This is a genomic window from Amycolatopsis sp. cg5 (assembly GCF_041346955.1).
GTDB lineage: Bacteria > Actinomycetota > Actinomycetes > Mycobacteriales > Pseudonocardiaceae > Amycolatopsis.
This window is the reverse complement of the sequence record NZ_CP166849.1, coordinates 7979151-7992876: the sequence shown is the minus strand read 5'-3', so window position 1 is coordinate 7992876 and position 13726 is coordinate 7979151. Positions and strand designations below refer to the sequence as shown.

14 protein-coding genes are annotated in these 13726 nt (G+C 70.0%); 8 read left to right on the top strand and 6 right to left on the bottom strand.

From position 1 onward, the window contains the following. The first annotated feature begins 36 nt into the window (after window positions 1–36). Genes AB5J62_RS36110 through AB5J62_RS36100 form a run of 3 tightly spaced genes read left to right on the top strand, consistent with a single transcriptional unit; the run spans window position 37 to window position 3709 of the window. On the top strand, window positions 37–1089 hold the full coding sequence (locus tag AB5J62_RS36110; protein WP_370944501.1) for a thiamine ABC transporter substrate binding subunit: 1053 nt from the start codon (window positions 37–39) through the stop codon (window positions 1087–1089). Next, window positions 1065–2699: an ABC transporter permease gene (locus AB5J62_RS36105; RefSeq protein WP_370944500.1), complete on the top strand. Its 1635-nt coding sequence runs from the start codon at window positions 1065–1067 to the stop codon at window positions 2697–2699. Before AB5J62_RS36110 ends, AB5J62_RS36105 begins: the two co-directional genes overlap by 25 nt. Beyond that, window positions 2699–3709 (top strand): ABC transporter ATP-binding protein, encoded by a 1011-nt coding sequence (locus tag AB5J62_RS36100; protein ID WP_370944499.1) that lies wholly within the window; start codon window positions 2699–2701, stop codon window positions 3707–3709. The genes AB5J62_RS36105 and AB5J62_RS36100 overlap by 1 nt, the downstream gene beginning before the upstream one ends. Window positions 3710–3723: 14 nt before the next feature. Here the strand turns inward: AB5J62_RS36100 and AB5J62_RS36095 are convergent, their stop codons facing one another. The 4 genes from AB5J62_RS36095 to AB5J62_RS36080 all read right to left on the bottom strand — a co-directional run bounded on the left by AB5J62_RS36095 (window position 3724) and on the right by AB5J62_RS36080 (window position 6910). After that, window positions 3724–3894, bottom strand: a complete 171-nt coding sequence (locus AB5J62_RS36095) for a hypothetical protein (RefSeq protein WP_370944498.1) — start codon at window positions 3892–3894, stop codon at window positions 3724–3726. 66 nt (window positions 3895–3960) lie between these two features. Continuing rightward, window positions 3961–4827: an ABC transporter permease gene (locus AB5J62_RS36090; RefSeq protein ID WP_370944497.1), complete on the bottom strand. Its 867-nt coding sequence runs from the start codon at window positions 4825–4827 to the stop codon at window positions 3961–3963. Next, window positions 4824–5840, bottom strand: a complete 1017-nt coding sequence (locus tag AB5J62_RS36085) for an ABC transporter ATP-binding protein (RefSeq protein WP_370944496.1) — start codon at window positions 5838–5840, stop codon at window positions 4824–4826. Before AB5J62_RS36085 ends, AB5J62_RS36090 begins: the two co-directional genes overlap by 4 nt. Continuing rightward, window positions 5837–6910: an outer membrane lipoprotein carrier protein LolA gene (locus AB5J62_RS36080; RefSeq protein ID WP_370944495.1), complete on the bottom strand. Its 1074-nt coding sequence runs from the start codon at window positions 6908–6910 to the stop codon at window positions 5837–5839. Before AB5J62_RS36080 ends, AB5J62_RS36085 begins: the two co-directional genes overlap by 4 nt. Before the next feature lie 143 nt (window positions 6911–7053). Between AB5J62_RS36080 and AB5J62_RS36075 the strand changes: the two genes are divergently transcribed. From AB5J62_RS36075 to AB5J62_RS36065, 3 genes are read left to right on the top strand one after another with little or no spacing between them, the layout of a single operon-like run. After that, window positions 7054–7773: a response regulator transcription factor gene (locus AB5J62_RS36075; RefSeq protein WP_370944493.1), complete on the top strand. Its 720-nt coding sequence runs from the start codon at window positions 7054–7056 to the stop codon at window positions 7771–7773. Window positions 7774–7820: 47 nt separating this feature from the next. Next, on the top strand, window positions 7821–9080 hold the full coding sequence (locus AB5J62_RS36070; RefSeq protein WP_370944492.1) for a sensor histidine kinase: 1260 nt from the start codon (window positions 7821–7823) through the stop codon (window positions 9078–9080). Window positions 9081–9095: 15 nt separating this feature from the next. Next, a complete protein-coding gene (locus tag AB5J62_RS36065) occupies window positions 9096–9479 on the top strand; it encodes a (deoxy)nucleoside triphosphate pyrophosphohydrolase (protein WP_370950429.1) in 384 nt (127 codons plus the stop codon). A 188-nt stretch (window positions 9480–9667) separates the two neighbouring features. Here AB5J62_RS36065 and trpS read toward each other — a convergent pair whose 3' ends face one another. Then, a complete protein-coding gene (gene trpS, locus AB5J62_RS36060) occupies window positions 9668–10633 on the bottom strand; it encodes a tryptophan--tRNA ligase (protein ID WP_370944490.1) in 966 nt (321 codons plus the stop codon). Window positions 10634–10933: 300 nt separating this feature from the next. Here trpS and AB5J62_RS36055 point away from each other — a divergent pair, with 300 nt between their 5' ends. Beyond that, window positions 10934–11233, top strand: a complete 300-nt coding sequence (locus AB5J62_RS36055) for a YciI family protein (RefSeq protein WP_370944489.1) — start codon at window positions 10934–10936, stop codon at window positions 11231–11233. 63 nt (window positions 11234–11296) lie between these two features. On the opposite strand, the gene AB5J62_RS36050 is transcribed toward AB5J62_RS36055, so the two are convergent. Next, window positions 11297–11446 (bottom strand): hypothetical protein, encoded by a 150-nt coding sequence (locus AB5J62_RS36050; RefSeq protein WP_176968655.1) that lies wholly within the window; start codon window positions 11444–11446, stop codon window positions 11297–11299. 190 nt (window positions 11447–11636) lie between these two features. Here AB5J62_RS36050 and typA point away from each other — a divergent pair, with 190 nt between their 5' ends. Beyond that, the gene (gene typA / locus AB5J62_RS36045) at window positions 11637–13559 is read left to right on the top strand and encodes a translational GTPase TypA (protein WP_370944488.1); all 1923 of its coding nucleotides are present in this window, start codon (window positions 11637–11639) and stop codon (window positions 13557–13559) included. Window positions 13560–13726 lie beyond the last annotated feature (167 nt).

The following is a 13726-nucleotide window of genomic DNA, read 5'->3' as shown; positions in this document are numbered from 1 at the left end:
GCTGCACCCCTGCCACGGGAATTCGCTGGAGGGGAAATGAAAAGCAGTGCCGTGCGGGCCGCGGCGGCCGTCTGCCTGGCTGGCGCCCTCGGTGGCTGCACGCTGGTCGGCGGGACGTCGGACAACGCACAGGGGCCGGTCACGGTCACCCTCGTCACGCACGACTCGTTCGCCGCGCCGCAGGAGGTGCTCGACGCCTTCGAGAAGCAGTCCGGGATCAAGATCGTGGTCCAGAAGTCGGGCGACGCGGGCGCGCTGACCAACAAGCTCGTGCTGACCAAGGCGAACCCGATCGGCGATGTCGCTTACGGAGTCGACTCGACGTTCGCGTCGCGCGCGCTCGGCGAAGGCGTCTTCGAGCCCTACACCAGCCCCGAGGCCGATCGCGGCCCCCAGCGCTACGCCGTCGACCAGGAGCACCGGCTGTCCGCTGTGGACCTCGGCGACGTCTGCGTGAACGTCGACACCGGATATTTCGCGGGCAAGGGCCTCACCCCGCCCGCGTCCTTTGAGGACTTGGCCGACCCGAAGTACAAGGACCTGCTGGTCGTCGAGAGCCCGGCCACCTCGTCGCCGGGCTTGGCGTTCCTGTTCGCCACGATCGCGAAGTTCGGCGAGACGGCGTGGCCGGACTACTGGGCCAGGCTCAAGGAAAACGGCGTGAAAACGGTCAGTGGCTGGGAAGAGGCGTACACCCAGCAGTTCTCCGGTTCCTCCGGCAAGGGGCCGCGCCCGATCGTCGTCTCCTACGCGTCGTCGCCCGCCGCCGAGATCGGCCAGGACGGCAAGTCGCGCAGCAAGACTCTGCTCGACACCTGTTACCGCCAGGTCGAATACGCCGGCGTGCTCGCGGGCGGCAAGCAGGCCGACAAGGCTCGCAAGGTCATCGACTTCCTGCTCTCGCAGCAGTTCCAGGTCACCGTGGCGCCGCAGATGTACGTCTACCCCTCGCGTCAGGGTGTCGAGTTGCCGCCCGGCTGGGCGCAGGTCGCGCCGCTGCCGGACAAGCCGGCGTCGCTGACGCCCGACCAGGTGCGGACGGGCCGCGAAAAGTGGATCGGCCAGTGGCGCTCGCTCATCGAGGGCTGACCCGGCGTACGACCGGGCTGGCGCTGCTCGCGCTGGTGCCGGTCGGTTTCCTGGTGGTGTTCTTCGCCTGGCCCGTTCTCGCGATCATCGGCCGCGGCTTCTCGAGCGGCGGTGTCGCGACGGCCATCGCGTCCGGGGAGACCTGGAAGCTGGCCGGGTTCACCCTCGCGCAGGCGGCCGCGTCCACGGTGCTCGCCGTGGTCGCGGGCCTGCCCGTCGCGTTCCTGCTCTCCCGGGTCCGGCTGCCGGGGCTGGCGCTGGTCCGCGTGCTGGTACTGGTGCCGTTCGTGCTGCCGACGGTGGTCGTCGGGCTCGCGTTCAAGGCCTTGTGGCCGGACGGCGGGCTCGCGTCGATCGTGCTGGCCAACGCCTTCTTCAACGTCGCCGTGGTCGCCAGGACCGTCGCGGGACTGTGGTCGCACCTCGACTCCCGTGCCGCCGACGCCGGCCGCGCGCTGGGTGCGTCGCCGTGGCGCGCGTTCCGGTCGGTGACGCTGCCGACGCTCGCGCCAGCCATCGCGTCCGCGGCGGCCGTCGTTTTCCTGTTCTGTGCCACCAGTTTCGGTGTGGTGCTGATACTCGGCGGTGCGAAGTACCGGACGCTGGAAACCGAGATCTACCTGCGCACGGTCAATCTGCTCGACCTCTCGGGTGCAGCCGCGCTGTCGCTGGTGCAGTTCGCGGCCGTGCTCGCCGCGCTGCTCGTCGGCGCGCTGGCACGCAAACGCCGTGAGACCGCGCTCAAGCTCCGAGCCGGTACGGACACCGCGCGGCGGCCGGTCGGCGGTGAATGGTGGGTGGTCGCGGCGGCGCTGGCCGTGGTCGGCTTCCTGCTCGCGCCGATCGTCGCGCTGCTCGTCCGCTCGGTGTCCACTGTGGACGGCTGGAGTTTCGCCGGATACACCGGATTGGCCGGGCGAGGCGCGCAAGGCGCGTTGCAGGTCACCGGCTGGCAGGCGGCGTCGAACTCGCTGCGCACGGCCTCGGACGCGACCATGCTCGCGATGATCATCGGCGTGCTCGCCTCGGTGGTGCTCGTCTCGCTGCGCCGCACGCCGGGCCGGGTCGCGCGCGGGATGGGCGAGGCGATGGACGCCGCGCTGATGCTCCCGCTCGGGGTTTCCGCCGTGACGGTCGGCTTCGGCTACTTGGTGACACTGGACGCGCTGCCCGGCGATCTGCGGACGTCGCCGCTGCTGGTGCCGCTCGCGCAGGCGCTGGTGATCATTCCGCTGATCGTGCGGATGGTGCTGCCGGTGCTGCGCTCGGTCGACGAGCGGCTGCGCCAGGCCGCCGCCACGCTCGGTGCGAGCCCGGCGCGGGTGTGGCGTGAGGTGGACCTGCCGCTGACCTTGCGATCTGTGGTCGCGGCCGCCGGTTTCGGCTACGTCGTCGCGCTCGGCGAGTTCGGCGCGACCAGCTTCCTGGCCCGCCCGGAGTCGCCGACGCTGCCGGTCGCCGTGGCCACGCTGATCGGCAGGCCCGGCGTGCTCAACAACCAGATGGCCTACGCCGCGTGCGCGTTGCTCATGATCGTGACAGCCTTGGCGGTGGCGGCGATCGACCGGCTCGGCGCCGTGCGCGGGCACTCGGCCGTAGGGGAGTTCTGATGGCGCTTGAGGTCGAGGGCCTGACCGTCCACTATGGATCGTTCGCCGCCGTGCGGGAGGCGAAGCTGGAGATCGCCGACGGCGAGGTGCTCGCGCTGCTGGGCCCGTCGGGGTCGGGCAAGTCGACGCTGCTGCGTGCGATCACGGGGCTGGAACCGCAGGTCGAGGGCAGTGTCCGCTGGGACGGCGAGGATCTCGGCGGTGTCCCGGTGCACCGGCGCGGGTTCGGGCTGGTCTTCCAGGACGGGCAGCTGTTCCCGCATCGCGATGTCGCCGGGAACCTCGCCTTCGGGCTGCGCATGCATCAGGTGCCCAAGGCCGAGCACGCCGCCAGGATCGCCAAGCTGCTGAAGCTGGTCGGCCTCGAGGGCTACGAGAAGCGCCGGGTCACCGAGCTGTCCGGCGGTGAGGCGCAGCGTGTCGCGCTCGCCCGCGCGCTCGCGCCCGAACCTCGCCTGCTGATGCTCGACGAGCCGCTCTCCGGGCTGGACGCCGGGTTGCGTGAACAGCTGGCCATCGATGTCGCGGATCTGTTGCGCCGCAACAAGATCACCGCGCTGCTGGTGACACACGACCAGGAGGAGGCGTTCACCCTCGCCGACCGGGTCGCGGTGCTTGACCGCGGTGAGATCCGGCAGGAGGGCGCCGTCCGCCATGTCTGGAGCCGACCGGCCGACGAGACGGTCGCGCGGTTCCTCGGCGTCACGACGATTGACGGCGGCACCGCGGCCGACGGCGTCGTCCGGTGCGCGTTCGGCGAGACGACCATGCCCGGCGTACGCGACGGCGAGTTGCGACTCGGCTTGCGGCCGAACGCGCTTCGCTTGGCGGACAAGGGAATCCACGGTGACGTGACCGCCGTCGTTCACCGGCGCGAGCACGTGCGGCTGGTCGTCGTGCTCGGCGACCGGACCGTCGACGCGGTCGCGCCGGTGACGGCGGACGTCAAGGTGGGAGACCGGGTCTCACTGGCACTCGATCCGGACGGGATCGCCGTCATCGGCCGGTGAGACCCGGTCCCGCCTCAGCTGGCGAAGCGCGCGCCCGCCAGCGCCGTCTGGGTGAAGACGGTGGCGCCCGCGGGCACGTTCACCGCCTGCCCGGTGCAGTTCTGCCCGGTGAAGGCGATCGCGGCGGAATTCGTGTTGTTCACGACCTTGTGCACCGTGGGCGCCGGGCCCGCGCTGAACAGCACGTGGCAGACGCCGGGTGCCGGGTCGGAAGCTAGCGGCCGCTACTGTCAGCACGCTGTCGGGCGCTGTCAGCCATCGCGCGTCGTGAGCCGCGCGTAAGCCAGCGAAAGCGCGATGACGATGTAGCACGCCGCACGCAGCGCGCCCTCGGTGAGCTGTTCGCTCGGCATCGGATCCTGCAGTGTCTCGGTGAGCGCGCTGGACCAGTTTTGCGTGAGCAGGAACGGGTGCAGCCATTTCACCGCGGACAGGAAGCTCAGGATGGTGAACACCACGTCGCCGGCGAGCACGGTGACGACCACCAGCATCGGGTGCTCGGTGCACGCCGAGATGGCCAGCGCCACCGCGCCGACCGCCCACAGCTGCAAGGTCACCCAAGCGACCGCGATGAGCACCCGGCCCAGCGCCTCCGGCAGGGAGAGCGTGGAGCCGGAGAGGGTGAACAGCGAGCCGGAGCCGTTGATGATCAGGCCGGTGATCGTGGCGGTCAGCGCCATCGAAAGCGTCGCGACCAGCGAGACCGTCGCGACGCCGAACGCCTTGACGGCCAGCAGTCGTCCCCGGCTGACCGGCGCGAGCAGCCAGCCGCGCAGGGTGCCGTGCGCCGCTTCGCCCGCGATCGCGTCGGCGCCCGCCATCGCCGGAGCCAAGGGCAGCAGCAGCGCCAGCGTCATGGTCAGCGCGGCGACCGGGAGCACGTAGGCGTTGCCGACGGCCGCCGAAAGCAGCGGGTCCGGGCCTTCGTTGCGGCCACCACCGGTGGTCGGGTCGACCAGCGTGAGCGCGACCCCCATCACGACCGGGATCGCCGCCAGCAGGCCGAGCACGAACAGCGTGCGCGGCCGCCGGAAGATCCAGCGGAGTTCGGCGCGCAGCAACCGGATCAGCGGGACCGTGTCGTGTCCCGTGCGCGCGGGAGCGACGGCGGACGTCATGACGTCACTCCTTCGTCGATGACGGGCAGTCCGTCGGGGGTGGCCGGGTCGTGCTGGGTGAGCCTGGCGAAGAGGTCTTCGAGTCCGGTGCGCGCGCGTTTCGCCTCGTACACCGGGACTTCCGCGCGGATCAGGATCGCGAGCACCTCGGGCGCGGTGGTGGAGGTCAGGTCGACCCTGATGCCGTCGGGGGTGAGCTTGGTGGCGATCCTGTTCTCCCGCAACGCTTCCGCTGCGGCGTCAGTGTCCGGAGTGGACACCAGCAGTGCTGGGCTGCCGGATTCCAGCAGCTCCGCGAGCTCGCCTTGGGCGACCACGGTGCCGTCGTGCAGCACCGCGACGTGCGTGCAGGTCGCCTCGACTTCGGCGAGCAGATGCGACGAGACCAGCACCGTCACGCCCTCGGCGTGCAGCTCGCCGATGATCCGCCGGATCTCCCTGGTGCCTGCCGGGTCCAGGCCGTTGGTCGGCTCGTCGAGCACGATCATCTTGCGTGGCACCAAAAGCGCGCTCGCGAGCCCGAGCCGCTGCTTCATGCCGAGCGAATAACCGCGGTACCGGCGATGCGCCGCGCCTGCCAGCCCGACGCGTTCGATCGCGTGCTCGACCGCGTCGGGGATGGCCGCCGAGGTCAGCCGCGGTTCGGCGGCGGCCATCCGCAGCAGGTTCTCGCGCCCGGACAGGAACGGGTGGAACCCCGGTCCTTCGACCAGCGCGCCGACGTCCGGCAACGCGTGCGCGGCGCCGTCCGGCATGGCGTGGCCGAGCAGTTCGACCTCGCCCTCGGTCGGGCGGACCAGGCCGAGCAGCATCCGGATGGTGGTCGTCTTGCCGGAGCCGTTGGGCCCGAGCATGCCGAGCACGGCGCCTTCCGGCACCTCCAGATCGACCTGGTCCACCGCGACCGTGCCCCGGTAGACCTTGCGCAACCCCCTGGTCCGCGCGGCCAGCGGGACCGACGGGGCGGGCGCCTCTCGCGAGACGCCCGCGCCGCTCAACGTGCCACTGGTCACTTGGCTGCCAGCGCTTCGTAAAGGACCTGCTCCGGCACCGCGCCCGCGGCGAAGCGGCCGTCGTCGGTGACCAGCGCCGTGCCGACCTTGGTGGTGATCAGCACCCCCGAACCCCAGGTGCCGCTGACCGGCTTGCCGAGCTTCGCCAGGATGCCCTTGGGGTCGACGGACTTGCCGTCCTTCGACTTGAGCTGCTGCGGCTTCAGCAGATCCGGCGAGAACTTGCCGGTGATCGCGGTGTCCCAGCCGTCGCCGACGACCTTGAAGTCCTTGCCGGCTTCCTTGGCCTGTGCCAAGGTCTTGTCGTCGACCTTGGGCTGTTCCTCGGTCACCTTCGCGTCCTTCGGCGGGGTGAACTGGAACAGCTCCGCGGGCTGCGCGGTGAACTCGATGTCGCTGAACGCGATCTGCAGCACCGGATCGGCCGAACCGTTGGCGAGCACCGAAACCCGCAGCGGGAGCCGGGTCTCCGAGTCGACGGCGACGCGGATTTCGCGCAGCAGCGTCTTTTCCGTCGGCTTCGGCGTCAGCACCAGCTCGTACGCCGGGCGGTCGGCCACCCTGGCGGTGCCGTCGACCGCGACCGTGCTGCTCTCCCTGACCTTGCCGAGCAGGTCCGCGGTCGCGGCCGTCGGGTCGGTGGCCGCCTTGTCCCTGACCTTGCCCGGCTCGTCGGGGAACACCATCTTGCTGGCGGAGTTCGTCTTCGAGCTGTAGTGCCAGACGGTCTTGCCGTCGTTGACCGTGGTCTCTTCGGTGTTCCCCTGCTTGATCGACAGCTTCGTGCTGCCGGTGCCGCTGTTGAACAACCGCGCTTCGTCGAACTTGAGCGAGCCGGCGCCGGGAACGGCGTTGAGCAGCGGCAGGCCGAGATTGTCCGAGACCTTGACGGTGCCGTCGAACGCCGGCTGCTTCGCCGTCAGCACGGACTGCACGAGATCGTCGGCGCTGACCGCGGGCAGCGTGGGCGCGTCGCCCGCGCTGGCGGGCATCGCGATGAAGGCCAGTCCCGCGGCCCCCAGTGCGGTGCCCACGACCGCGGCCGTGAGTGCCTTCGTCTTCGGTTTCATCATTTCTCCCTGTGTCTGACGAGCTCCAGTGTGCTCGCCTCCCGGCCACGACGCTTCCCTCCCGAGGCTGAGATACCGCTCAGTCTCAGCGCCTCGAACTGAGATGGTGCTGAGAGGACGCGCGTGAGCAGCGCGAACCGTGCATGCTGAGAAACGTGAAACCTCGGGTGCTGGTCGTCGACGACGAGTTGGGCGTGCGCAAGGCGCTGCAGCGCGGGCTGCGCGCGGAGGGCATGGACGTGGTCACCGCCGCGGACGGGCCGAGCGGGCTGCGGCTCGCCCAGACCGGCTCGTTCGACGTGCTGCTGCTCGACATCATGCTGCCCGGCCTGTCCGGGTACCGGATCCTGCAGCACCTGCGCGGCGGCGGGGTGCGCACGCCGGTGCTGCTGGTGTCGGCGAAGGACGGCGAGATCGACCAGGCCGACGGGCTCGACCTCGGCGCGGACGGGTACGTGGTGAAGCCGTTCTCGTTCGTCGTGCTGGTCGCGCAGATCCGCGCGGTGCTGCGCCGCGCGAGCACCGACGGCGCGCGCGGGCCGCTGCGCATCGGCGCGCTGGTCGTCGACAGGGCCACCCGCGAGGTGCGGTGGAACGACGAGCCGGTCGCGCTGAGCCCGCGTGAGTTCGCGCTGCTGGAGGTGCTCGTCGGGCGCGCCGGGACCGTGGTGACCAAGGACGAGCTGCTGCGCGCGGTCTGGGGCGACGAGCAGGCGGCGACGCGCAACGTCGTCGAGGTCTACGTCGGGTACGTGCGGCGCAAGCTCGACGCGGTCGGCGCCGGTTCCCTGCTGCGCACTGTCAGGGGTCACGGTTATCTTGCTTCCGATGCGCAATTGGACGAAGTGCTGAGCCCGGGTTGATCCGGACGTGGTGGTGGCGGAGGTCACTGCGGTTCCGGATCGCGTCGATGGCCGCGGCCATCACGTTCGCCTGCCTGCTGGCGCTGTCACTGCTCGCGGGCAAGGGACTCGGCCCGCTGCTGACGGAATCGGTCGACAACGAGCTGGCGGCCGCGGTCGCTTCGGCGTCGACCGCGGTGAGCGCCGGGCAGCGCCCGCAGGCGCCGCCCGGGGTGACCGTGCGCGTGCTCGACATCGCGGGCGACCCGGTCGACGGCCAGTCGGCGCCGGGCCTGTCCGCGCGGATCGTGCACGACCTGAAGGCGGGCGAGCGCGTCGAGACCGACGGCGCCCGCTGGCGTGGCGCCGTGGTGAGCGGGCCGGACGGTTCGCAGCGGCTGGTGGCCGCCTACGCGGGCCGGGTCGGGTTCGCCTCCGCCGTGCGCAGCGGCTCGTTCTGGCTGCTCATGACGGCTTTGCTGGGCGCGCTCGTGGCGACGCTGACCACCTGGCTGGTGGTCAGGTCGGCCCTGCGCCCGGTCGCCAGGATGGGCCGCACACTGCACGCCCTGCCGTCGGGCGAGCGGCTGCCGTTGCCCGAGGCGCACGACGAGCTGCGCGCGCTGGCCGCCGAGTTCAACGCGCTGCTGTCCCGTCAGGAAGAGGCCAACGACCGGCTGCGGCGGTTCACCGGCGACGCCGCGCACGAGCTGCGCTCGCCGGTCGCGTCGATCCGGGTGCAGGCCGAGGTCGCCGTGGCCAACCCGGACCCCGAGCTTTCGCAGGAGACGCTGGCGGACATCCTCACCGAGGCCGAACGGCTGTCCGCGCTGCTCGACGGCCTGCTCTCGCTGGCCAGGTCCGACGCGGGCGAACTGCCGCCCGCCGAGCCGGTCGAGCTGGTCTCCGAAGCCCGCGCGGCGCTGGAGCGTCTCCCCGCAGGCTCGCCGGACGTGCGCCTGAGCGGCGTGACCGGCCAGGTGTGGGCCTGGGCGACGCACGCCGAGGTCGAGCTGGTGCTCAGCAACCTGCTGCGCAACGCGTGCCGCTACGCCGAAAGCCAGATCGTGGTCTCGGTGCTGGCCAGGCCGTCGATGGTCCGCCTGGTCGTCGACGACGACGGCCCCGGCATCCCGCCCGAGCACCGCGAACGCGTCTTCGACCGCTTCTACCGGGTCTCCGGCGACCGGGCGCGCGCGTCCGGCGGCACCGGTCTCGGGCTCGCCATGGTCGCCGAGGCCGTGCGCCGCCGCGGTGGTCAGGTCAAAGCAGGCGAGTCACCCGAAGGCGGCGCCCGCTTCCAGGTGACCTGGCGCGCCGGTCGTTAGAGTTCGGGCGTGACTGTGATCGTCGGCGCGGCCCTGATCCGCGATGGTGCCCTGCTGGCCCAGCAACGGGCCTGGCCCGCCGACCACGCGGGCCAGTGGGAACTCCCGGGCGGCCGCGTCGAGCCCGGCGAGACCGAAGGCGTCGCCCTGTACCGCGAATGCCAGGAAGAACTCGACGTCGACATCATCGTCGGCGGCCGCGTCGGCCCCGACATCCCCTTGCCGGGCGGCAAAACCCTGCGCATCTACGCGGCCTCGCTGCTGAGCGGCGAACCCCGCGCGGTCGAGCACAAGGCCCTGCGCTGGCTCACCCCCGACGACCTGGCCGACGTCGACTGGCTCCCGGCCGACCGCGAACTCCTCCCCGACCTGCGCCTCCTCCTCACCCGGCCCAGCTAAAAAAATCCCAATGCGTCCTCCGGTCCCTGGTAGGGACCGAAGGACGCATTCGGGACCTGGGAGGGACCGAAGGACGCATTGGGGACCTGGCAGGGACCGAAGGACGCATTGGGGACCTGGCAGGGACCGAAGGACGCATTCGGGACCTACCAAGGACCGAAGGACGCATTGGGATTTTTTTCTTGGGTTCAGCCGGCGCCGACCAGGCGCAGTGCGCTGGTCAGGCGGTGGTCGCCGCGTTCCGAGGCCCTGGCCGCGCCCGCTTTGCGGACCCGGTCGAGCTCGGCCGGGTCCTGCAGGAGCGCGTTCGTCGCCTCGCGCAGCGGGCGCAGGGTTTCGATGACCGCCTCGGCCGTGGCGTTCTTGAGCGAGCCGTAGGTGGTGTGCTCGGCCGCGAGGTCGTCGGGTGCGCCGCCGGTGCAGCCGGCCAGTATCTCCAGCAGGTTCGCCAGGCCGGGGCGGTCTTCGGGGGAGTAGACGACCTCGGAGCCGCCGTCGGTGACCGCGCGGCGGATCTTGCGGCCGATGAGGTCCGGCTCGTCGAGCACCGACACCACGCCCGCCGTGTCCTGCGCTGACTTCGACATCTTGCGGGTCGGGTCGCTCAGGTCGCGGACGCGGGCCGCCGCCGGGGGCAGCACCGCGCTCGGCATGGTGAAGACCTCGCCGTAGGTGGTGTTGAACCGGCGCGCCAGCGTCCGCGCGAGCTCGACGTGCTGGCGCTGGTCCTCGCCGACCGGGACCTCCGAGGCGCCCTGGAGCAGGATGTCCGCCGCCATCAGCGTCGGATAGGTCAGGAGGCTGAGCCGCACACCGGCCTGGCCCTTGGCCTTCTCCTTGAACTGGATCATCCGCGCGGCCTCGCCGTAGCTGCAGGTGCATTCGAGGATCCAGGTCAGCGCGCCCAGCTCGCGCGCGATGTCGGACTGCACGAACAGCCGCTCCGGCGAGATCCCCGACGAGATGAGGACCGCGAGTCCCTCCGTCGCCAGTGATCGGAGTCTGCCCGGATTGTGACTCGTCGTCATCGCGTGCAGGTCGGAGATGAAGTACAGGTCGTGCTCGGTGCCCTCGGCGGCCCAGCGCTGGATGGCGCCCAGGTAGTTGCCCAGGGTGATGTGGCCGGACGGGGTGACACCGGACAGTCGGGTCATGGTCGTTCCTCTCGGTGTTGCCCGAGCGGGGACGCAAAAAAGGCCGCCCGATCGGGCGGCCTGTGGTCTGTTTTCAGCGCACAGTCGAATGGCCGCCTGGCGACGGCCACCACGAGTTCACGGTGCGCATGATCTTCATCCTAGCGGCACTGGCAAGCCCTCGGCGTCAGTAATGGGAAAGTCAAGCGCCGCAACGGAAAATCGATCACTTCACTCATTCCGGGCACGAGGCGTCAATAAAGCGTATCGACACGCCGGTGACCGTGTGCCGAGCGCGTAAATCGGGGTTACCGTCAGAGGATGTTCGTCGTATTGCTCAACTACACAGCGCCCATCGAAGAAGTCGACTACGTGCTCCCAGACCATGTCGAATGGCTGGCCAAACAGTATGAGCACGGCCATTTCCTCGCCTCCGGCAGGCGAAATCCCCGGATCGGCGGCGTGATCATCACCAGGCCGATGCTGCGGGGGAAGCTGGACGCTCTGCTGGCGACGGATCCGTTCTCGCTGCAGCACCTGGCGAGGTACGAAGTCATCGAGTTCTCACCGACGAAGACCGCACCGGAACTGCGGATCATCAACGAGGCACTGGCCAGCTAGTGGAGCGCCGCGGGGACACTTGGCGGCCCCGCGGCCAGCAACGACGGTCACATCGAAAACGTGTCAAGCGGCGGCGGCCAGCTTCGTCTTGGCCTTCTTCAGCGCGAGCACCGGGCACTTCTTGCAGCGCGACTTCGACCGGCAGCATTTCTTCTTGACCTTGCCGGCCTTCATCCACTTCCGCACGATGTCCTGCGGGGTCTTCTTACCCACGTGTCGCCTCTCTGAGCAGTCGACTCAGGTTAGGTGAGGCTTACCGATCTTGGGGCGTGGGCCTGCTCACAATCGGGCAACAGGTATCCTTGTGTAGTCCGCGTGTGGCCAAAGTCGGCCGCTGCATGCCCGTGACCGGGTGACGCGGCCACCCCACACCCGCACTTGAATGAGTATCAGGAGCCCACGCGTGCCCGCAGCCAGCGCCTTCGCGGTCGAAACCGGCAAGTCGACGTCCGGTAAGACCCGGCCCGACCTGCGCAACGTCGCCATCGTCGCACACGTCGACCACGGCAAGACCACTCTGGTCGACGCCATGCTCCGCCAGTCCGGCGCCTTCGCCGAACGGGCCGAGGTCGTCGACCGCGTCATGGACTCCGGCGAGCTCGAGCGCGAAAAAGGCATCACCATCCTCGCGAAGAACACCTCGATCCACCGCGAGACCGAGAACGGCGCGGTGACGATCAACGTCATCGACACCCCCGGTCACGCCGACTTCGGCGGCGAGGTCGAGCGCGGTCTCGCCATGGTCGACGGGGTCGTCCTGCTCGTCGACGCAAGCGAGGGCCCGCTCCCGCAGACGCGCTTCGTGCTGCGCAAGACCCTCGAAGCCGGCCTGCCGGTCATCCTGCTGGTCAACAAGACCGACCGTCCGGACGCCCGGATCTCCGAGGTCGTCGAGGAGACCCACGACCTGCTGCTCGACCTGGCCAGCGACATCGAGAACGCCGACCACGACGCGATCCTCGACCTGCCGGTCGTCTACGCCTCCGCCCGCGCGGGCAAGGCGAGCATGGAGCAGCCCGCCGACGGGGACATCCCCGACGCCGAGAACCTCGACGTGCTCTTCGACGTCATCCTGCGCCACGTGCCCGAGCCCTTCGCCGACAAGGAAGGCCCGCTGCGCGCGCTGGTCACCAACCTCGACGCGTCCAACTTCCTCGGCCGCATCGCGCTGATCCGCATCTTCTCCGGCAACCTGCGCAAGGGCCAGGACGTCGCCTGGATGCGCGAGGACGGCACCACCCAGAAGGTCCGCATCTCCGAGCTGCTGGTCACCGAGGCGCTCACCCGCGTCCCGGCGACCGAGGCCAGCGCCGGTGAGCTCGTCGCGATCGCGGGCATCCCCGACATCACCATCGGTGACACCCTCGCCGACGTCGAGAACCCCGAGGCGCTGCCCCGGATCACCGTCGACGAGCCCGCCATCTCGATGACCATCGGCGTCAACACCTCGCCGCTGGCAGGCCGCTCCGGCGGCGACAAGGTCACCGCGCGCCTGGTGAAGGCCCGCCTCGACCAGGAGCTCATCGGTAACGTCAGCATCAAGGTGCTGCCGACCGAGCGTCCCGACACCTGGGAGGTCCAGGGCCGTGGCGAGCTGGCGCTGGCGATCCTCGTCGAGCAGATGCGCCGTGAGGGCTTCGAGCTGACCGTCGGCAAGCCGCAGGTGGTCACCCGCATCGTCGACGGCAAGGTCCACGAGCCGTTCGAGCGCCTGTCGATCGACGCGCCCGAGGAGCACCTCGGCGGCATCACGCAGCTGCTGGCGGCGCGCAAGGGCCGCATGGAGCACATGGGCGGGCACGGCACCGGCCGCATCAAGCTCGACTACGTGCTCCCGGCGCGTGGCCTGATCGGCTTCCGCACCGACTTCCTCACCGAGACCCGCGGCACCGGCATCGCGAACCACGTGTTCGAGGGCTACTTCCCGTGGGCCGGCGAGATCCGCACCCGCCACAGCGGCTCCTTGGTCGCCGACCGCTCGGGCCCGATCACCTCGTACGCGATGATCCAGCTCGCCGACCGCGGCACCTTCTTCGTCGAGCCGGGCGCCGAGGTCTACGAAGGCATGGTCGTGGGCGAGAACCCGCGCGCCGAGGACCTCGACATCAACATCACCAAGGAGAAGAAGCTGACGAACATGCGTCAGTCCTCCGCCGACGTGATGGAGACGCTGGCCAGGCCGCGCAAGATGGGCCTGGAAGAGGCGCTGGAGTTCTGCTCGGTCGACGAATGCGTCGAGGTCGCGCCGGACGTCGTCCGCATCCGCAAGGTCACGCTGGACGTCAACCAGCGCGCCAAGGAGCGCAACCGCAACAAGAATCGCTAAAACCCCTGTTCAGGGCTCGTGAGTGGCATTGCCGGTTAGAACCGGCCATACCACTCACGAGCCCTTTTCCATACGCCTTAACAGGTGTTCACCGGCAATGTGGGAATCTCGGGTGTACGCGGAGCCGTGCCGTGACAGCATGGCGGCTCAAACCCGATTTGCAGGAG